Origin of the sequence: Bradyrhizobium brasilense, assembly GCF_029714345.1 — a bacterium.
Taxonomy (GTDB): domain Bacteria; phylum Pseudomonadota; class Alphaproteobacteria; order Rhizobiales; family Xanthobacteraceae; genus Bradyrhizobium; species Bradyrhizobium australafricanum.
Window position 1 is genome coordinate 1,360,537 of sequence record NZ_CP121669.1, and the last position, 21,113, is coordinate 1,381,649.

Here is a 21,113-nt window from a genome sequence, read left to right on the forward strand (position 1 = left end):
CAAAGGCGCTCTTGCGCCGTGGCCACCCCTACGCATTTGGTTACCCCGCCCGCATCTCCGCCCTGATCATGTCGGCGGCCTTCTCGCCGATCATGATGGTCGGTGCATTGGTGTTGCCGCCGATCAGGGTCGGCATGATGGAGGCGTCGACTACGCGCAGGCCTTCGAGTCCGTGCACGCGCAGCTTTGGGTCGACCACCGCAAGCGGATCGGTGGTATTACCCATCTTGCAGGTGCCGACCGGGTGATAGACGGTGTCGACGCGCTCGCGCAGGATGCTGCGGATGTCGTCGTCGGTGCGGACGTTGGATGTGAAGACATCCTTCTGCTGCAGGGCGCGCAGCGCCGGCGCCTCCATCAGCCGTCGTGTGGTCTTGTAGCCCGCGACCATCGATTCGAGATCGGCCTCCTCGCCGAGGAAGTTGGGATCGATCAGCGGCGCCTGCATCGGGTCGCTGCCCGCCAGCGCGACGCTGCCGCGGCTCTTCGGCCGGAGCAGGCAGACATGGCAGGAGAAGCCGGTGCCGCCGTGGCGCTTGCGGCCGTGGTCGTCGACCATCGCCATGCCGAAATGCAGCTGGATGTCGGGGATGTCGAGATCGGGCCGCGTCTTCAGGAAGCCGCCGCATTCGGCGAAGTTCGAGGTGAGGGGGCCGCGGCGCTCGCGCCGATATTGCATGATGGCGCGGACGAGCCGCGGCATGCCCTTCAGCGAGATGCCGGCGAAGTTCGGATTGTCGGACATGTAGCCGAAGATGAAATCGGGATGGTCCTGCAGGTTTTGGCCGACGCCGGGCAGATGATGCACGCTGGCGAGGCCGTGCTTGCCGAGCGCTGCGGCATCGCCGACGCCCGACAGCATCAACAGCTGCGGCGACTGGAACGCGCCGGCGGCAAGCAGGACTTCGCGCCGCGCGCGGAGCTGCTTCAGCTCCTTGCCGTGCCGGTATTCGACGCCGACCGCGCGCTTGCCCTCGAACAGGATGCGCGTCGCGTGCGCATTGGTCTCGACGCGAAGGTTGGGACGCCTGCCGATATGCGGATGCACATAGGCGCGTGCCGCGCTCCAGCGCTCGCCGTTGCGTTGCGTTACCTGGTAGATGCCGAGGCCCTCATGGTCGTCGGCATTGAAATCCTCGCGGATGCGGAATTGCGCCTCCTGCGCCGCCTGCAGAAAGGTCTGCTGGATCGGATTGCCGGAGCGCAGCTTGTTGACGGCGAGCGGGCCGCCCTTGCCGTGATACTCGTCGTCGAAATCGGAATTGTCTTCCGAGCGCTTGAAATAGGGCAGCACGTCGGCGAACGCCCAGCCGGCATTGCCGAGCGCGGCCCAGTGGTCGTAGTCGGCGCGATGGCCGCGAATGTAGACCATCGCGTTGATCGCCGAGGAACCGCCGAGCCCCTTGCCGCGCGGCTGGTAGCCGATGCGGCCGTTGAGGCCTTTCTGCGGCACCGTGTTGAAGGCCCAGTTGTTGACGGTGCCCGCGACCATCAGCACCAGCGCGCCGGGCGTGGTGACGACCCAATTGTCGTTGGTGCCGCCGGCATCGAGCAGCGCCACCGACGTCGCCGGATCCTCCGACAGCCGCCCAGCCACCGCGCAGCCGCCGGAGCCTGCGCCTATCACGACGAAATCGAATGTGTCAGTCACGAATGTTCCCCCCGATCTTCGTTTTGCGTCATTGCGAGCGAAGGGAAGCAATCCATCTATCCGTATGCGGCGCCATGGATTGCTTCGCTGCGCTCGCAATGACGGTGTGAATCCTACGATAACATCCGCATCAGCTTCTCCAGCCGCGCGACCTTCGCGCCATAGGGCGGATAGAGATCGGCAAGCCGGTTGAAGCGCGAGCGGTAGAACACCGGCTTGAATTTGGTCAGCGTCTTGAATCCCCACTCGCCGTGATAGGCGCCCGTGCCGGAGGCGCCGACGCCGCCCATCGGTTGATGGGCCTGCGCGAAGTGGAACAGGCAGTCATTGACGGTGACGCCGCCGGACACCGTGCGCGCCAGCACCGCATCGCGGGCGGCGCTGTCGGTGCCGAACCAGTACAGCGCCAGCGGGCGATCGCGGCTGTTGACGAAGGCGATCGCCTCCGCCGCATCGCGCACGCCGATGACCGGCAACAGCGGCCCGAAGATCTCCTCCTGCATCACCGTCATGTCCGGCGTCGCGTCGACGATCACGGTCGGCGGAAATTTGCGCCTCGCCTTCCACTCGCGGTCGTTCGGCGCTGCCGGCTGCATGATGGTCGCGCCTTTCGCGGCGGCGTCGCCGACCAGCCCCTCGAGCCGTGCATAGTGCCGATCCGAGACGATCGACGTGTAATCGGCGTTATCGGGATCGGTACCGAACATGTGCTGCATGTGACCCTGCAGCCGCATCGCGAAGGGTTGCACCGAGGCCTGCGGCACCAGCGCGTAATCGGGCGCGATGCAGGTCTGGCCGGCATTGAGCAGCTTGCCATAGGCGATGCGCTGCGCGGCTTCGTCGATGTCGGCGGAGCCGTCGACGATCACGGGCGACTTGCCGCCGAGCTCGAGCGTCACCGGCGTCAAATTGCGGCCACAGGCTTCGGCCACCAGCCGGCCGACCCGGGTCGAGCCGGTGAAGATCAGATGATCGAACGGCAGCGCGGCAAACGCCCTTGCGATTTCGTCGTCGATCTCGGTGACCGCGAGCTCGGTGACGTCGAATTTCTTGGCGATCGTCTCCGCCAGCAGCTCGGAGAAGCGCGGCACCAGCTCGCTCGGCTTGATGATGGCGCGGTTGCCGGCCGCGATCGCGGCGACCGCGGGCGCCAGGGTCAGCTGCAGCGGATAATTCCACGGCGCGATGATGCCGACCACGCCGAGCGGCTGCGGCATCAGCCGGTTCTTGGCCGGCGCGAACTGCAGCGTGGTCGGGACCTTCCGCGGCGTCATCCAGCCCTTGAGGTGCCTGGCCGCGTGCCTGATCTCGCCGAGCGCCAGCATGGTCTCGGTGATCGCGGTCTCGACGGTGGAGCGGTGGCCGAAATCGGCCGAGATCGCCGCCTCGAATCGCGCCTCGTTCTCGGTCAGCGCGGCGCGCAGGCGGCGCAGTCGGTCGAGCCGTGCCTGCAATGTCGGCGCCGGCTCGCTGCGCGACAGCTCGAACTGGCGATGAAAGGCCTCCTCAAGCCCATGCAGCCCCGGGCTCTTCAATGGCCGGTCCATGGCATTTCCCCCTCGGATGACGTTTTCTTGACGTATTTGTTGCGCGCCAAGCTCCGCTTTTGCGCGCGGTCTGGCAAGGCCCGGTTCCCGGCGGTAAATCCTGCCGGGACCAGCCGGCGATTTCGACGTCACAAAATCCTCAAAAACCCGCATCCGGGGCTTTCCAAACCGGGCTCACGTTGATACATACCCCCCGCACCCGATGGCTTCGGCCCGGGTCGCCTTCTCAGGAAGCCCCCGGACGGATCGATCGGCGCCGTTGAAAAGCGTTGGCCGGCCGGCTTAGGCACCCTTTCTGCAAGGCACGCAACGGTTTAACGCGGGGTGGAGCAGCCCGGTAGCTCGTCAGGCTCATAACCTGAAGGTCATAGGTTCAAATCCTATCCCCGCAACCAAGTCCGGACCAACCGGTTCCGATAAAATGGCCCGCATTTCGCGGGCCATTTTTGCTTTGGGAGGACAATCGGGCCTCGTGTCGTCGAACGATTGGGCGCAGATCACGGCGTTTCCGCAACGCGGGCCGCTCCCTAGACGATGAAATGGAATTCGTGCCACGCACTCCAGCTGATGCCATCGGTGGCGCGAACCCAGAGGTCGTCAGGCACGGTGCCGCCCTGGAACGACGTGCTCGCAATTTGGGCCGCGCTGACGTTGATGGCGGTGCCGGTGGGCTGCGCAGTCCCGCCAATGCTCCAGTGGCCGCTGCTTGCCGACGGCGTCGAATCCCAGAGTTGATATTGTGCGATACTGTCGCCGTCGGCATCCGTGACTGAAAACAGGGTCAAGGCGGCCACGCTCTGATTGGCCGTCGCATGGAAGTCGGACGCGGTCACTAACGGAGCGCTGTCAACCGGCGCGGTGACGTGAAATTCCTTCCACGCCCCCCAGGCAAAGCCGTCGTAGGCCCTCACCCAGAGATCGTCCGAACCCGATCCGCTTTGAAAGCTTGTGCTCGAAAGTTGAGCGGCCGTGACATTGATGGCGGCATTGGTGCCTTGGGCGACTCCCCCGACCACCCAGTGCCCGCTGCTCGCATCCACCGTCGAATCCCACACCTGATAGTTTGTGATTGTGTCGGCATCCGCGTCGGTGATCGAGAACAGCGTCGAGGCCAAGACGTCCTGGCTGTGGCTCGCCGAATAGTCGGCGGCCGTGACGATCGGAAGGTTGTCGATCGGGGCATTGACGTGAAACTCCTTCCAGTTGCTCCATGTCATGCCATCAAAGGCTCGCACCCAGAGGTCGTCAGAACCCGATCCGCTCTGGAACGATGTATTGGCCAGTTGCGCCGCGCTCACATCGATGTTCTGGCCGGTGGGCTGCGTGACGCCGGCCACGACAAAATGCCCGCTGGCAGGATCGGCGGTCGAGTCCCAGAATTGATAGCTGATCATCGCATCGCTGTCGGCGTCGCTGACCATGAACAGGCTTGCCGCTGCGATATCCTGGCCATGGGTGGCGGTCAGATCCGACACGATCGCCACAGGAGCATGGTCGATCGGCGCGTTGACGTGGAACTCTTTCCAGTTGCTCCATGTCATGCCATCAAAGGCTCGCACCCAGAGGTCGTCAGAACCCGATCCGCTCTGGAACGATGTACTGGCCAGTTGCGCCGCGCTCACATCGATGTTCTGGCCGGTGGGCTGCGTGACGCCGGCCACGACAAAATGCCCGCTGGCAGGATCGGCGGTCGAGTCCCAGAATTGATAGCTGGTCATCGCATCGCTGTCGGCGTCGCTGACCATGAACAGGCTTGCGGCTGCGATATCCTGGCCATGGGTGGCGGTCACGTCCGACACGATCACCACAGGAGCATGGTCGATCGGCGCGTTGACGTGGAACTCCTTCCAGTTGCTCCATGTCATGCCATCAAAGGCTCGGACCCATAGGTCGTCGGAACCCGAGCCGCTCTGGAACGATGTATTGGCCAGTTGTGCCGCGCTCACATCGATGCTCTGGCCGGTGGGCTGCGTGACGCCGGCCACGACAAAATGCCCGCTGGCAGGATCGGCGGTCGAGTCCCAGAATTGATAGCTGGTCATCGCATCGCTGTCGGCGTCGCTGACCATGAACAGGCTTGCCGCTGCGATATCCTGGCCATGGGTGGCGGTCACGTCCGACACGATCGCCACAGGAGCATGGTCGATCGGCGCGTTGACGTGGAACTCCTTCCAGTTGCTCCATGTCATGCCATCAAAGGCTCGGACCCATAGGTCGTCGGAACCCGAGCCGCTCTGGAACGATGTATTGGCCAGTTGTGCCGCGCTCACATCGATGCTCTGGCCGGTGGGCTGCGCGACGCCGGCCACGACAAAATGCCCGCTGGCAGGATCGGCGGTCGAGTCCCAGAACTGGTAGTTGGTCATTGCATCGCTGTCGGCGTCGTTGACCGTGAACAGGCTTGCCGCCGCGACAGTCTGGCCATGCGTGGCGGTCAGATCCGACGCGCTCGCCACAGGAGCATGGTCGACCGGCGCGTTGACGTGAAACTCTTTCCAGGCCCCCCATGCGGTGCCGTCATTGGCTCGCACCCAGAGATCATCCGAGCCGGAGCCGGTCTGGAACGAGGTGTTGGTCAATTGCGCGGGCGTCACATCAATGGCTATGCTGGACGCTTGCGCCACCCCGCCGATCACCCAATGGCCGCTGGCGGGATCGGTCGTTGAATCCCAAACCTGATAGCCGACGATCGTGTCTCCATCGGAGTCGGTCGCACTGAAGAGACCCGATGCGGCGATGTTCTGGTTGTGGGTGGCCGAAACGTCGGTTGCGTTGGCCACCGGCGGATGGTTCGCAAATGGGGTTGCCGTGAAACGAACCCATGCGCCCCAGAGATATCCGTCATATGCCCGGACCCAGAGCGTGTCTGAGGCTGTGCCGAACATATAACTCACTTGCGAGATGTTGGCGGCCGAGACGTCGATTTCGGCATTGGTGGCTTGCGTGACACCATTGATGGCCCAATGCCCGTGGCCCTCGGTGTCCCACAACGCATATTGGGTGACCGCATCGCCATCCGCGTCGGTGGCCGAGAACAGTCCCGATCCAGCCAGCGAGAGCTGCCCGTGCGTGCCGGTCACGTTGGTGGCCGTGACCGTTGGGGCGCGATCGGCCGGAGAAATCACAAAGGATTTCCAGTCGCTCCACAAATAGCCGTCGAAGGCTCTGATCCACAGCGTGTCCGAGCCGGGTCCGGCCTGGTAGCTCGTTTGAGCCAGCTGCGAAGCGCTGATGTCGATCTCTGTGTTGGTGCCCTGGACTATTCCGTTCACCGTCCAGTGACCGTAGCCGTTGCTGTCCCACAGGGCATATTGGGTGATGCTATCGCCCGCAGCCATGTTCACCGAGAACAGTGACGAGGCGGAAAAAACCTGATTTCGAGCCGCGGCCTGATCGGCCGCCGTCACGACCGGTGTCGTCCGGATGCTGTATCCGAGATCCTTCAGAATTCCGATGTCGAGGTTAGAGATCGCGTACTGGTAATTGCCGTAGAAAACGACCCCGTTCATCAGGTCCAGCGTGAGAGGATCCTGAACGGTCGAGGGACTGGCATAGAGGTCGGATTGCTGATTGCCGAAGTGGTAGTAGTTCTGGGTGGTGCTGTTCGTGGTCAAAGGCACCGGGCCGCCGTAAGCGGCCTCGGCATTGGCACCGACAAAGTAAGCGCCGTATGCGGTCTTTTGAATCAGGGTGTCGAACGTCGATTCGTAGGCGCCGGCCAGCTGGCCGCTCTGGTTGTACCAGCCCACCATGCCGAAGCCATGCATAAGCTCGTGGAGAAAAACGTCGATCGGATTGATCACGTTTCCAGGGACCTGACTGGAGTAGGTCAGGCCGTAGTCCAGGTCGATGTACTGGAAGTAGCCGGGGTCGATGTTGATGGTGATGTCGCTCGTCGTGCCGGGGACATGCTGTCCGGTGGTCAGCTCGTACTGGCTGGATGGCTCGTACACGGCGAGCCCGCCGCTTGAGCCGATGTAGTAGCTGGAGGTAGGCCCGCCATCGGCACGGCCAACGGCGGTCGGCAGGATGTTGAGCGACACAACCAGAGTGCCGATGCCCAGGATATATTGCTGCCAAATGTTGAGGGCCTGCTCAAGATCGTAAACGAGAGACGCGTCAGCGGATCCGCCGACGTTCGACGGATCGTTCAATGTTACTGAATAATTCCAGGGCATCTCGGTCGGACTTTCAATCTATGGTAGCGCGGGCGTAATAAGTGACATTCAACTGACTGCCGCGGTGTAGTCAACAGACGTCAAGGGGGCCGGCGCCGACGCGGCATCCGTGCCGCGATCCGTAAGACTACGGACCTCGGCCCGAGTTCGAACGGCTCCGCTAAGGGTTCCTCGATCGGCATGATCGAGCTCGCGAATCCGGCGCGGCCGTTCATAACGCCAATTGCATCTCGCCGGAGAGCCATAGTACTCTGGCTGTCATATTCATCTGCTGCTCTTTGGTTCGCTGCGAACAGTCAGTTTGCACTGACGGCGAGGTTGTAAGGGCGGGGGCAGGGCGCGCTTACGGCAAGCCCGGCTCATTCGACTGCAGTCAATTTCAGCTACTCAACAGATTAATCGTGAAATGATTGAAACGCGGGGCGGCAGCACAGCAGACAGCGGGATAGTTGCACTCGTGATGTTGCTGCGTTTTCACGGTATCCCGGCCGATGTCGATCAGATTCGTCATCAATTCGGGAATAGCTCGTTCGGAACGCCGGAGATGCTGCGCTACGCGCGCTCGACCGGCGTCAAGGCCCGCGAGGTGAGCAGCAACTGGTTGAGGCTGGAGAAGGTCCCGCTTCCTGCCATTGCCCTGTTGCGCGACGGCGGCCATCTGATCCTTGCCAAGGTGGGCGCAGACAAGATCCTCGTTCAGTCACCCCTGTCGGAGCGCCCGGAGTTGATCACGAGGGCCGACCTGGAGGCGGTGTGGGCCGGCCGGTTGATCCTGGTGAGCCGCCGGGCGGGACTGGTCAACCTTGCCCGTCGCTTTGATTTGTCATGGTTTCTGGGAGCCATTCACAAATATCGCTACCATTTCCTGGAGGTGTTGATCGCCTCCTTTTTCTTGCAGCTGTTTGCGCTCGTGTCGCCGCTGTTCTTCCAGGTGGTGATCGACAAGGTCCTCGTTAATCACACGCTCAGTACGCTCGACGTGCTCGCGGTGGGTTTGATAGGCATTGCGGTTTTTGAGACGGCCCTCGGCATATTGCGGACATACCTGTTCTCTCACGTGACGAACAGGATCGACGTCGAACTGGGAGCCCGCCTGTTCCGGCACCTCATTGGCCTTCCGATTGCCTACTTTCAGGCGCGCCGGGTCGGCGACTCGGTTGCGCGGGTCCGCGAGCTCGAGAACATTCGCAACTTCCTGACCGGATCTGCCCTTACGGTGGTGATCGATCTGTTCTTCACCGCAGTTTTCATCGCGGTGATGTTCGTCTACTCGCCGATCCTGACCTGGATCGTCCTTGGATCCTTCCCGCTCTATGTCGGTATCTCGGCCGGCGCGACGCCGCTGTTCCGTCAGCGCCTGGACACCAAATTCGAGCGCGGCGCCGAAAACCAGGCCTTTCTTGTCGAGAGCGTAACGGGTGTCGAGACGATCAAGGCCATGGCGCTCGAACCGCAGATGCAGCGCCGCTGGGAGGAGCAGCTTGCCGAGTACGTTGCCGCGAGCTTCCGCGTGCTCAGTCTGGCGAATGTTGCGAGCCAATCGGTTCAGTTCGTGAGCAAGCTCGTCACCGCGGTGATCCTTTACGCCGGTGCCAAGCTGGTGATCGACGGCAGCCTTACGGTGGGCGAGTTGATCGCCTTCAACATGTTCTCCTCGCGCGTCAGCGCTCCGGTCCTGAGACTGGCGCAGCTCTGGCAGGACTTCCATCAGGCCAGGCTCTCGGTCGCGCGGCTGGGCGATATCCTGAACACCCCGGCGGAGCAGACGTTCAATCCCGGTCGCGCGGTGCCGCCTCCCATCAAGGGCCAGGTCACACTCGAGCACGTGTCCTTCCGATATCGTGTGGATGGGCCGGAAGTGCTGCACGACATCAACATCAACATTCCCGCCGGCCAAGTCGTCGGCATCGTCGGTCCGTCCGGCTCAGGCAAGAGCACCTTCACGAAGCTGGTCCAGCGCCTTTATGTCCCGGAAAAGGGCAGGGTCCTTGTCGATGGAGTCGATCTTGCGATGGTCGATCCGGCGTGGCTGCGTCGCCAGGTCGGCGTCGTCCTGCAAGAGAACGTGCTGTTCAATCGCAGCGTACGGGAAAACATCGCGCTCGCCGACCCGGCCGCTCCGATGCAGCAGGTGATCGCGGCGGCCCAGCTTGCGGGAGCTCATGAGTTCATCCTGGAGCTGCCGGAAGGCTACGACACTGTCGTAGGCGAGCGCGGCAACAGCCTGTCGGGGGGGCAGCGGCAGCGTATCGCGATCGCGCGGGCCCTTATCACCGACCCGCGCATCCTGATCTTCGACGAAGCGACCAGCTCGCTGGACTATGAAAGCGAAAGGGTCATTCAGGACAACATGAACCGGATCGTGAAGGGGCGAACGGTCTTTGTCATTGCGCATCGTCTGTCCGCGGTCAGGCGCACCGATCGAATCATCACCATCGATCGCGGGCGGCTTGTCGAACAGGGATCCCACGAGGAGTTGCTCAGCACAGGCGGAAGATACGCGTCACTGTACCGGTTGCAGGCGGGGATCCATGAAGTCGGCTCGTGAAGCGCTTCCGGCCGGGGGTAAATCGAGGGACGAACTGGCTTTCCTGCCGGCCGCCCTCGAAATCGTCGAGACGCCGCCATCTCCCACGGCCAGACTTACCGGCGTCCTGATTGCCGCGTTGTTCTGTTGCGCGGTCGCGTGGGCCGGTCTCGGCAAGATCGACATCGTTGCCTCTGCATCGGGAAAGATCGTGCCGGGCGATCGTGTCAAGCTGGTTCAGCCGCTCGAAATCGGCGTGGTCCGGGCCATTCACGTTCGCGACGGCCAGACCGTCAAGGCGGGCGAGGTTCTGATCGAGCTGGATCCGACGAGCAATCAGGCGGAGCTCCAGCACCTGAAAAACGATCTTCTCTCGGCATTGCTGGACATTTCGCGCACGCGCTCCGCACTCGACGGAAACACCGGCGCGCTTGACGGGGCGCCGGACGACACGCCGCCCGCCTTGATTAAAATGCACCTGGAGTTCTTGCGGAGCCAGGATTCGGAGCAGCGCGCCAAGCTGGCGGAACTGGATCGGCAACGGGTCCAGAAGGTCGCGGAGACCAGGACAATCGAGGCCGGCATCGCGAAGATCGATGCTTTGCTTCCGGTGCTGCAAGAGCGGGTCGGGGTTCGCAAGTACTTGGCCGACAGGGAGTACGGCTCGAAGCTGCAATATTTGTCGGAGCTCCAGGAACTCGTCGGGCTGCAGCAGGACATCCTGGTGCAGCGGAGCAAGCTCGAAGAGGCCAATGCAGCCGTGGCAGCCCTCGATGAGACGCGCGCCAAGCTCGTCTCGGAATACCGCCACCGCTTGTACGATGATCTGGCCAAGGCGACGCAGAAGGCCGGCAGCCTCAAGGACGAGGTGGCCAAGGCCGAGCACCGGACGAAGCTTCAGAAGCTTGCGGCGCCCATCGATGGCGTGGTGCAGCAACTGGCCGTGCACACGGTCGGCGGGGTCGTAACTCCCGCCCAGACGCTCGCGGTGGTGGTGCCGAGCGATAATCAGATCGAAATCGAAGCGATGGTTTCAAATCGCGACATCGGCTTTGTGCACCCGGGTCAGGACGCCGAGATCAAGGTCGATACTTTCAACTTCACGCGTTACGGCCTGCTGCACGGCAGGATCGTCAGCGTCTCGCGCGATTCTGTCTCCCGGGACAGGTCGCGGGACTCGGCCCGCGAGACGAATGGCGGAGGGACCGAAGAAAGCAGTGAGCCGAAGGGCCAGGCGCCGGCGTATATCGCGCATGTCTCAATTGACCGGACCAAGATGATCATCGACGACAAGGAGATCAGTCTTTCGCCGGGGATGGCCGTCACCGTCCAAATCCGGACGGGCGCCCGCAGCGTCATGAGCTATTTGCTGTCGCCGATCATGCGCTACCGGCAGGATGCACTCCGAGAGCGGTGAAAGCCGACAGGTCGCCCCGTCATGACGGGCTCCGGGTTTCCACGTGGCTCAAGCTTGGATCGGATTCGTGTATCGCAAGGCAGTTTTGCCCGGCGTCGTACGTCCGGTATCCATGGCCGTTCAGCCTGCGAACGAGCTCAGCCTTGTCGGTCTTGATGAATTCGGCGTGGATGACGGGGTGATGCTGCTGGATCGTTGCGCCGGCCCCTTCCAGCACCTTCAATTCCATCCCTTCGACGTCGATCTTGATCAGATCGCAGCGGCTCAGCTTCAGCGAATCCAGGGTGACCATCGCCGTTTCGGTGCTGTTGGCCTCGGAATAATCGACCTTCTGGCCGATCTGCTCGGTAGCCGGGCGTCGCGTCACCTCCAGGCTCCCGAAGCTCGCGGGCTCCTGGTGGCTTAAGGTTGGCACCCGGGTTTTTCCGGTTTCCGACGAAATAACTGCGTGTATGGCCTTCGCATTAAAGCAGTTGTTGATCGCGATGTTGCCGGCAAGCGCATAATAGACCCGCTCCTGCGCTTCGATTGCAAGGACCGAGCCCCAACCGTCCATATGCTTGGACCATTCGATGGTGTGAACGCCGATGTTTGCGCCGCAGTCGATCGCGACGACGCCATCGCCCCGATAGGTTCTTCGCAGTGCAAGAAGGCCCTTCGTCAGCTCGATTTCGGTGGCATCGAACACGCCGTGCTCGAGGATTTGGATCCCGACTCCAAAGGTGTGCTCGCCCGCCGTGTGGTAGTCCAGCCGGTTTACTATCAGCGGGCCGTGCGCTGACGCCGCGATGACGAATGGGACCTTGCTGGGGTTGCGGCTCATCGATTGTATTTCTTTGTGTCTGCGCCGGCGGAAGCGGCCGGGAGGGGTACTCGCCAAGGTTTCGTCCGTTGACGCGGTTGTCAATCTCGCTTACGTTCCGTCTACTTTTTTAGCGTTATTTATATTTCAGGGGCAGGGGATATTCGTGAATGCCATTGCCGTCGCGCCGGCGATCGGGCTGAAGCGCTCGATTGACCATGTGACTGACCAACCCAAAGTAATCGTTGATCGTTCGACCAGCGCCGTACCGGTCAAGTCGGACGCTGTTTCGTCAGATGCCGACGCGCCGAAGCCTGCCTATCCCGCGGCCGCCGAACTGCCGACTCAAGTGGGTCCCAAGGGACTGCGCTTCGACTTCAACGATGGCGCCCGGGTATTCTGTCCCGAGGCCGAAACTCCCTGGCGCGTGCGGATCTGGGACGTCGAGTGCGGCAATCTTCTTTTCGAGACGCAGTTCGCGGGCGGCCGGGTCAACAGCTCAAAGCGGTATTATGTTCGTTTCCGGATCGAGGTTCTGCAAGGCGATGAGGTCGTGTTCTCGCACGAGTACAATGCGAGGGACCGTCACGTCCTGATCCAGCTTCCGATCGGCACCCTGGGCGACACGATCGGCTGGTTTCCCTATGTGGCGAAGTTCGGGGAAGCGCATGGGTGCAGGCTGACCTGTGCGATGGCGGAAAAGTTGATTCCGCTGTTCCGGGATGCGTATCCCGAGATCAACTTCGTCACCCACGAGGAAATTCAGACCGACCGCTACTACGCCACGTACAGCGTCGGATTGTTCTTCGACGACAAGAACTTCGTGTTTCAGCCGTGCGACTTCCGCCATGTCGGGCTGCACCGGACCGCGGGCTACATCCTCGGCGTCGATCCCGTCGAGACGGCGCCCCGCATCTCGTTTGCGGATGATCGCAGACCGTTTCCCGAGCCTTACGTCTGCATCGCGGTGCAGAGCACCACGCAATGCAAATACTGGAATAACCCCGCCGGCTGGCGGGAGCTGACCGGCTTTCTCACGCAAGCCGGCTACCGCGTGATCTGCATCGATCAGAAGCCGACGCACGGCCACGAGCTGGTATGGAATCACATTCCCAACGGCGCGGAGGACTGGACCGGTGATCGGCCGATCCAGGAGCGGGCGAACCTGCTCAAGCACGCGGCGTTTTTTGTCGGCCTTTCCAGCGGGCTTTCGTGGCTGGCCTGGGCGGTCGGCACTCCGGTCGTGATGATCTCGGGATTCACGCATCCGACAAATGAATTTGCTACGCCCTACCGGGTCATCAACTATCACGCGTGCAACAGCTGCTGGAACGATCCGGCAGTTCGATTCGACCACAAGGATTTCTTTTGGTGCCCCCGCCACAAGGGGACGCCGCGTCAGTTCGAGTGCACAAGGCTGATCACCGTGGATCACGTCAAATCGGTGATCAGAACGATTCCTGGATTTAAGCTTTAGCCGTTTTCAAGCACTGATTTTTTTGGGGGGCGCTGCCATGAGCACAACATTTGTAAGCTCGGGTGTTACCAGCTCAGGACTGATCGAAACGGGGTCCAATATTCTCGAGGTCCTCAACGGAGGCTCGGCAGTTTCGACGGGGCTATCTGGCGGCGGCCAGCTCCTGGTCGACTCCGGCGGCTACGCGGCCCGGACCGTCATTTCGAGCGGCGGCAGCGCCGTCATCAGCTCGGGCGGCGTGGCCGATCATATTGGCGTCTCGGCCGGCGGCACATTCAACGTGTTCGGCACCGTCACCAGCAATACCGGCGTGTTCACCGGCGGCGTCGAGAACGTCCAGTCCGGCGGGTTCATCTCCGGCGCGAGCGGATCGGGGACCGGAATTTCGGGTGGCACGGTCAACCTGCTGGCTGGCGGCTCGGCTGCTTTCGTCGGCGTGTCGAGCGGCGGCACGTTCAATGTCGCCGGCCGCGTGCTGAGCAACGTTGCCATCTATACTGGCGGCATCGAGAACGTGCTGTCGGGTGGCTCGATCTCCGGAGCGGTCGGATCCGGGACCGGCGTTTCCGGCGGTACGTTGAACCTTTCGGCCGGCGGGTCGGCATCCTACGTGGGCGTCTACGCCGGCGGCACCTTCAACGTCGCCGGCACGGTGCTGAGCACCGTCGGGGTGTATAGCGGCGGCGTCGAGAACGTGCTGTCAGGCGGCGTGGTCCTCGGCGTGTCCGGAGGCTTCGGCACCGCGATCTCCGGCGGCACGGTGAACGTGCAGACGGGCGGGTCGGCGACCGCAATGTTCGTCTATGCCGGCGGTGCGCTGAACGACAGCGGCGTCATCACCAACCAGTTCGTGCTCAGTGGCGGCGTCGAAACCGTCTCGTCCGGCGGTCTTGCGTCGGGGGCACAGGTCTCGGCGGGCGGTCTGCTTGACATCCTCGCCGGGGGCTCGGCGACGGGCATCGGCGATGCCGGGAGGGTCGTCGTCGAAGCCGGCGGCATTGCCGACCACATCATCGTTTCGTCCGGCGGCGTGCTCAGCGTCGGCGGCACCATTACCAGCAATACCGGCGTATTGGCCGGCGGCGTCGAGACTGTCTTGTCCGGCGGGCTCATCTCTGGTGCGGCCGGGTCCGGAACGGGAATTTCGGGCGGCACCATCAACCTGCAGGCCGGCGGATCGGCCTTCTACGTCGGCGTTTCGAGCGGCGGCACGTTCAACGTGTCCGGTTATGTGGGCGCAGGGTCCGTATACAACGGAGGCGTGGAAACCGTTTATTCGGGTGGGCTGATCTCGGGTGGCGCTGGAATCGGAACAGGGGTCTCGGCCGGCGGCACACTGACCGTACTCGCGGGCGGCTCGGCCGCATGGGTGGGCGTTTCGAGTGGCGGCGTGTTCAACGTGTCCGGCACCTTCCTCAACAATGGCGGCGTCTATGCCGGCGGCGTGGAGAACGTCTATTCGGGCGGTTTGATCTCGGGTGCGAGCGGATCCGGAACGGGAGTTTCGGGCGGCACGCTCAACCTGTTCGCGGGCGGCTCGGCCGCCTTCGTCGGCGTATCGAGCGGCGGCACGTTCAACGTGGCGGGCACGGTGCTGAGCAACGTCTCCGTCAACAGCGGCGGTGTCGAAAACATTCTTTCGGGTGGTGTTGTCACCGGCGTCACAAGCTCGGGCACCGGCATATCCGGCGGCACCGTCAACGTATTTGGCGGCGGCGCGCTGGATCATGCGACGGTTTCCAGCGGCGGCGTTCTGAACGTCTCTGCTGGTGGCACGGCGCACCACCTGACGGTGTCCAGCGGCGGCACCATGAATGTCAGAGGCACGACCACCAGCAACGTGCTGGTCACGGACGGTGGTGTCGAGAACGTGTTTTCCGGCGGGCTGATCTCCGGAACTTCCGGCTCCGGCACAGTCATTTCCTCCGGCGGCATCGTCAACCTGCAGGCCGGTGGTGCTGCGGCTTATCTGACCGTTTCGAGCGGCGGCACGTTCAATGTGTCGGGCACCGTGCTCAGCAATGTGACCGTTTCTGCCGGCGGCGTTGAGAACGTCTTCTCGGGTGGCGTTGTCGGCGGCGCGTCAGGCTCCGGGACGGCCATTTCCGGCGGCATACTCAACGTCCTTGCGGGCGGTTCGCTCGCTCACGTGACGGCTTATAGCGGCGGCGCTCTGAACGTCTCCGCCGGCGGTACCGCGCACAACATCACGGTGTCGAGTGGCGGCATCATGAACGTTGCAGGCACCATCACCAGCAACACGTTGATCATGGACAGCGGCGTGGAGAACGTGCTGTCCGGCGGACTGATCTCCGGGGCGTCGAGTGCGGCCACCGTCATTTCCGCGGGCGGCACGCTGAACGTTCTGGCCGGTGGTTCGGCTGCTCACGTCGGCGTGTCGAGCGGCGGCGTCTTCAACGTTACCGGCAAGGTGCTGAGCAACACAGCTATCTTTGACGGCGGCGTCGAGAACGTCTTGTCCGGTGGGTCGATCTCGGGAGCGAGCGGATCCGGGACCGGGGTTTCGGGCGGCACCTTGAACTTGTCGGCTGGCGCCACGGCTTCCTTTGTCGGCGTGTATAACGGCGGCATCTTCAATGTTGCGGGCACCGTGCTGAGAAATAACGGCGTCAATGCCGGCGGTGTCGAGAACGTGCTGTCCGGTGGGCTGATCACCGGCGCCATCAGCTCCGGGACCGGCGTCAACTCGGGCGGCGTATTGAACGTCCAGGCCGGCGGCTCGGCGGCGTTTGTCGCCGTTTCGAGCGGCGGCACGCTCAACGTGTCGGGCACTGTGCTCAGCACGATCGGTGTCTATGCCGGCGGCGTTGAGAACGTATTCTCGGGTGGCGTCGTCACCGGCGCATCGGGCTCCGGCACGGGTATAGCCGGCGGCACGGTCAACGTATTCTCGGGCGGTGCGCTGGCCTACGCGGGGGTGTCCAGCGGCGGCGTCTTGAATGTTTCCGCCGGCGCTACGGTGCACGACGTCGGGGTGTCGAGCGGCGGCACGTTCAACGTTGCCGGCGCGGTGACCAGCCACGTCGCGGTATTTGCCGGCGGCACCGAGATCGTATCGTCGGGCGGCTCCACGGGACCGGTCATCATTTCCGGCGGCTTGCTCGAATTGCAGGCCGGGAGCGTCGCGAGCGGCGGCATCACCTTCAGCGGCTCGGGCGGGCAGCTCAGGATCGATGGCACGTCGATATCCACCACCATCAGCGGGCTGGTGCTGGGCGACAGCATCGATCTGGCGGGCCTCAATTTCGTATCTGGCGGGTCGGCGACCTTGCTTCCGGGCAATATCCTGCATGTCACGGAGGGGGCTTCCACCTTCGACCTGCAGCTCGATCAGACGCCCGGCGTGCGGTTCGGCGTCAGCGCGGATTCCGGCACCGGCACGCTGATCACGGCGCGTGCCGATAGCGCGCCGGTCACGTCCGCGTCCAACATACAGGCAACCCTTGGCCAGAGTTTTGTAACGGCTTCCAGCCTCTTCAGCGTGTCGGACGCCGACGGCGATACGATCACCCAATACGCGTTCTGGGACACCGAGGGTAACGGACATTGGGCCATCAACGGTGCCACCCAGGCCACCAACGCCGAGATCGATGTGTCCGCGGCGAACCTCTCGCAGGTCAGCTACGTATTTGGTCCCACTGGATCGACGGATTCCCTCTACGTGCGGGCCAATGACGGTACGGTCTGGGGCGGCTGGACCAAATTTACGGCAACGGCATTTGCGGACACCGCACCGACCGTGAACGCAAGCAACGTCGTTGCGGCGCACGGTCAGACATCGGTTGCCGCATCGAGCCTGTTCACGGTGTCCGATCCGGATCCCGATACGATGACCCAGTTCGCCTTCTGGGACACCGGCGGAAGCGGCCACTGGGTGGTGAATGGTGTTGCCCAGGCCGCCGGCGTCGAGATCGACGTTCCGGCGTCGCAGCTGTCGCAGGTGAGTTACGTCTTCGGGCCGACAGGGTCGGCTCCTGACACGCTCTATATCAGGGCGAATGACGGAACGTTGTGGGGAGGCTGGAAGGCGTTCACGGCAACGCCGGGACCCGAGGTTGCCCCGGTCGTCACGGCATCGAACGTGACCGCGCTTCATGGGCAGACGTCGGCGCTCGCCTCGAATCTGTTCGCGGTCACCGACAACGACAGCGATGCCATCACCCAGTACGCCTTCTGGGACACTGGCGGAAACGGCCACTGGGTGGTGAATGGCGTGGCCCAGGCCGCCAACACCGAGATCGATGTAAGCGCGGCGAACCTGCCGCAGGTGAGCTACGTGTTCGGCCCCGGCGGTTCGACGCCCGATACGCTCTGGGTGCGGGCCAATGACGGCAGCATGTGGGGAGCCTGGAAGAGCTTCACGGCAACACCGGGTGATGACACCGCTCCGGTCGTCACCGCATCGAACGTGAAGGCGGCCCATGGGCAGACGTCGGCGCTCGCCTCGAGCCTGTTCACGGTTTCGGATGCCGAGAGCGATACGATCACCCAATACGCCTTCTGGGACACTGGCGGAAACGGCCACTGGGTGGTGAATGGCGTGGCCCAGGCCGCCAACACCGAGATCGATGTAAGCGCGGCGAACCTGCCGCAGGTGAGCTACGTGTTCGGCCCCGGCGGTTCGACGCCCGATACGCTCTGGGTGCGGGCCAATGACGGCAGCATGTGGGGAGCCTGGAAGAGCTTCACGGCAACACCGGGTGATGACACCGCTCCGGTCGTCACCGCATCGAACGTGAAGGCGGCCCATGGGCAGACGTCGGCGCTCGCCTCGAGCCTGTTCACGGTTTCGGATGCCGAGAGCGATACCATCACCCAATACGCCTTCTGGGACACCGGTGGGAACGGCCACTGGGTGGTGAATGGTGTCGCCCAATCCGCCGGCGTCGAGATCGACGTTGCGGCGGCGAACCTGTCGCAGGTGAGCTACGTCTTCGGTCCGGGCGGTTCGACGCCTGATACGCTCTGGGTGCGGGCCAATGACGGCAGCATGTGGGGAGCCTGGAAGAGCTTCACGGCAACACCGGGTGATGACACCGCTCCGGTCGTCACCGCATCGAACGTGAAGGCGGCCCATGGGCAGACGTCGGCGCTCGCCTCGAGCCTGTTCACGGTTTCGGATGCCGAGAGCGATACGATCACCCAATACGCCTTCTGGGACACTGGCGGAAACGGCCACTGGGTGGTGAATGGCGTGGCCCAGGCCGCCAACACCGAGATCGATGTAAGCGCGGCGAACCTGCCGCAGGTGAGCTACGTGTTCGGCCCCGGCGGTTCGACGCCCGATACGCTCTGGGTGCGGGCCAATGACGGCAGCATGTGGGGAGCCTGGAAGAGCTTCACGGCAACACCGGGTGATGACACCGCTCCGGTCGTCACCGCATCGAACGTGAAGGCGGCCCATGGGCAGACGTCGGCGCTCGCCTCGAGCCTGTTCACGGTTTCGGATGCCGAGAGCGATACGATCACCCAATACGCCTTCTGGGACACTGGCGGAAACGGCCACTGGGTGGTGAATGGCGTGGCCCAGGCCGCCAACACCGAGATCGATGTAAGCGCGGCGAACCTGTCGCAGGTGAGCTACGTGTTCGGCCCCGGCGGTTCGACGCCCGATACGCTCTGGGTGCGGGCCAATGACGGCAGCATGTGGGGAGCCTGGAAGAGCTTCACGGCAACACCGGGTGATGACACCGCTCCGGTCGTCACCGCATCGAACGTGAAGGCGGCCCATGGGCAGACGTCGGCGCTCGCCTCGAGCCTGTTCACGGTTTCGGATGCCGAGAGCGATACCATCACCCAATACGCCTTCTGGGACACCGGTGGGAACGGCCACTGGGTGGTGAATGGTGTCGCCCAATCCGCCGGCGTCGAGATCGACGTTGCGGCGGCGAACCTGTCGCAGGTGAGCTACGTCTTCGGTCCGGGCGGCTCGACGCCCGATACGCTCTACGTGCGGGCCAATGACGGCTCGAAGTGGAGCACCTGGACCGCGTTCACGGCGACGCCGGGACCCGATGTTGCGCCGATCGTCACGGCATCGAACGTGACCGCGCTCCATGGGCAGACGTCGGCTCTCGCCTCGAGCCTGTTCACGGTCTCGGACAACGAGAACGATACCATCACCCAATACGCCTTCTGGGATACCGGTGGAAACGGCCACTGGGTGGTGAATGGCGTGGCCCAGGCCGCCAACACCGAGATCGATGTCAGCGCGGCGAACCTGTCGCAGGTGAGCTACGTGTTCGGTCCCGGCGGTTCGACGCCCGATACGCTCTGGGTCAAGGCCAATGACGGCAGCATGTGGAGTGCGTGGAAGAGCTTCACGGCAACGCCGGGACCCGACATTGCTCCGGTCGTTACCGCATCGAACGTGACCGGAATTCACGGCCATTCGATCGCGGCCACGAGCCTGTTCGGGGTCTCGGACAGCGAAAGCGATACGATCACCCAGTACGCCTTCTGGGACACCGGAGGAAACGGCCATTGGGTTGTGAACGGTGTCGCCCAGGCCGCCAACTCCGAGATCGATGTGAGCGCGGCGAACCTGTCACAGGTGAGCTACGTCTTCGGCCCCGGTGGCTCGCCATCGGATACGCTCTGGGTTAAGGCCAATGACGGCAGCATGTGGAGCGCGTGGAAGAGCTTCACGGCCACCGCAACGAACCAGGCGCCAACAGTCGCGGTCTCGAACGTAACGACGGTCTCGGGGCAGGTCTTCGCGGCTTCGAGCCTGGTCAGCGCGACGGACGCGGATGGCGATACCATAACGAAATATGCGTTGTGGGATTCCAACACGAACGGGCGTTGGAACGTCAACGGAGTGAACCAGTCTGCGAATACGGAGATCGACGTCACTCCGGCACAACTTGCCCAGACGACCTATCAGGCCGGCTCCGGCACCGACCAGCTCTGGATCCGGGCCTATGATGGCAGTGCGTGGGGTGCCTGGCAGCCTTTCAACGTAACGGGAGAGAGCCCCAGCAGCGCCACCATCGCAGCGGGCGCCACCCTGGAATTGACGGGGGCTTCGAACGCGGCAGTAACGTTTCTGGGCAGCACGGGGACGCTGAAGCTCGACAATTCCGCGAGCTTCACCGGAACTGTCGCCGGGATGTCCGGTTCGGACACGATCGATTTCGCGAATATCAATTTCGCGAACGTTCAAACGCCGACCTTCACCGGAAACGCCTCGGGCGGAACGCTCACGGTGACGGACGGAACTGTCACCGCCAGCATTGCGCTGCTGGGCAACTACATGGCTTCCACGTTCACGGCCTCGAGCGACGGCCATGGCGGTACCTCGGTCGTCGATCCGCCAGCGATGCAAGTCAGTCAGCTTGCGCAGCCGCAGCATGCGTAAGGGTTGAGACGGGGCGGCCGTGGAGGGCCTGTTGCGGGCCCTCCGCAACCGAAATCGCTCAACCGGCAAAGATGAAAGGCCCGCCTCCTGGCGGGCCTTTTTCTTGTCTTGCAGCGCTTCCGCGACGCCGCGC

At 63.3% G+C, this 21,113-nt stretch carries 8 protein-coding genes and 1 tRNA gene; 5 read left to right on the forward strand and 4 right to left on the reverse strand.

Annotated features, from left to right (window positions below; genetic code table 11):
• Nucleotides 1-40: 40 nt before the first annotated feature.
• Both QA635_RS06160 and QA635_RS06165 read right to left on the reverse strand, forming a co-directional pair.
• Nucleotides 41-1,651, reverse strand: a complete 1,611-nt coding sequence (locus QA635_RS06160) for a GMC family oxidoreductase (RefSeq protein ID WP_283067833.1) — start codon at nucleotides 1,649-1,651, stop codon at nucleotides 41-43.
• 113 nt (nucleotides 1,652-1,764) lie between these two features.
• Nucleotides 1,765-3,198 (reverse strand): coniferyl aldehyde dehydrogenase, encoded by a 1,434-nt coding sequence (locus QA635_RS06165; protein ID WP_283067835.1) that lies wholly within the window; start codon nucleotides 3,196-3,198, stop codon nucleotides 1,765-1,767.
• A 318-nt stretch (nucleotides 3,199-3,516) separates the two neighbouring features.
• Here QA635_RS06165 and QA635_RS06170 point away from each other — a divergent pair.
• Nucleotides 3,517-3,593, forward strand: a tRNA-Met gene (locus QA635_RS06170).
• A gap of 132 nt (nucleotides 3,594-3,725) precedes the next feature.
• Here QA635_RS06170 and QA635_RS06175 read toward each other — a convergent pair.
• Nucleotides 3,726-7,376, reverse strand: coding sequence for a hypothetical protein (locus tag QA635_RS06175; protein ID WP_283067837.1), 3,651 nt, complete (start codon nucleotides 7,374-7,376; stop codon nucleotides 3,726-3,728).
• A gap of 406 nt (nucleotides 7,377-7,782) precedes the next feature.
• On the opposite strand from QA635_RS06175, the gene QA635_RS06180 reads away from it, so the two are divergent.
• Nucleotides 7,783-9,924 carry a type I secretion system permease/ATPase gene (locus QA635_RS06180; protein ID WP_283067839.1) on the forward strand — a complete coding sequence of 714 codons (2,142 nt, stop codon included), beginning with the start codon at nucleotides 7,783-7,785 and terminating at the stop codon, nucleotides 9,922-9,924.
• A complete protein-coding gene (locus QA635_RS06185) occupies nucleotides 9,908-11,320 on the forward strand; it encodes an HlyD family type I secretion periplasmic adaptor subunit (RefSeq protein WP_057017786.1) in 1,413 nt (470 codons plus the stop codon). Before QA635_RS06180 ends, QA635_RS06185 begins: the two co-directional genes overlap by 17 nt.
• Before the next feature lie 19 nt (nucleotides 11,321-11,339).
• Here the strand turns inward: QA635_RS06185 and QA635_RS06190 are convergent, their stop codons facing one another.
• Nucleotides 11,340-12,143, reverse strand: a complete 804-nt coding sequence (locus tag QA635_RS06190; protein WP_283067841.1) for an FkbM family methyltransferase — start codon at nucleotides 12,141-12,143, stop codon at nucleotides 11,340-11,342.
• Between the two features lie 145 nt (nucleotides 12,144-12,288).
• Between QA635_RS06190 and QA635_RS06195 the strand changes: the two genes are divergently transcribed.
• Together QA635_RS06195 and QA635_RS06200 are read left to right on the forward strand one after the other, a co-directional pair.
• Nucleotides 12,289-13,599, forward strand: a complete 1,311-nt coding sequence (locus QA635_RS06195) for an autotransporter strand-loop-strand O-heptosyltransferase (RefSeq protein ID WP_283067843.1) — start codon at nucleotides 12,289-12,291, stop codon at nucleotides 13,597-13,599.
• A 37-nt stretch (nucleotides 13,600-13,636) separates the two neighbouring features.
• The gene (locus QA635_RS06200) at nucleotides 13,637-20,980 is read left to right on the forward strand and encodes a beta strand repeat-containing protein (protein ID WP_283067846.1); all 7,344 of its coding nucleotides are present in this window, start codon (nucleotides 13,637-13,639) and stop codon (nucleotides 20,978-20,980) included.
• The last annotated feature ends 133 nt before the right edge of the window (nucleotides 20,981-21,113 follow it).

What these genes read in the sequence shown, in the direction of transcription:
- QA635_RS06165 (WP_283067835.1), bottom strand. Translation starts at nt 3,198, where the DNA reads ATGGACCGGCCATTGAAGAGCCCGGGGCTGCATGGGCTTGAGGAGGCC.
- QA635_RS06175 (WP_283067837.1), bottom strand. Translation starts at nt 7,376, where the DNA reads ATGCCCTGGAATTATTCAGTAACATTGAACGATCCGTCGAACGTCGGC.
- QA635_RS06180 (WP_283067839.1), top strand. Translation starts at nt 7,783, where the DNA reads ATGATTGAAACGCGGGGCGGCAGCACAGCAGACAGCGGGATAGTTGCA.
- QA635_RS06185 (WP_057017786.1), top strand. Translation starts at nt 9,908, where the DNA reads ATGAAGTCGGCTCGTGAAGCGCTTCCGGCCGGGGGTAAATCGAGGGAC.
- QA635_RS06190 (WP_283067841.1), bottom strand. Translation starts at nt 12,143, where the DNA reads ATGAGCCGCAACCCCAGCAAGGTCCCATTCGTCATCGCGGCGTCAGCG.
- QA635_RS06200 (WP_283067846.1), top strand. Translation starts at nt 13,637, where the DNA reads ATGAGCACAACATTTGTAAGCTCGGGTGTTACCAGCTCAGGACTGATC.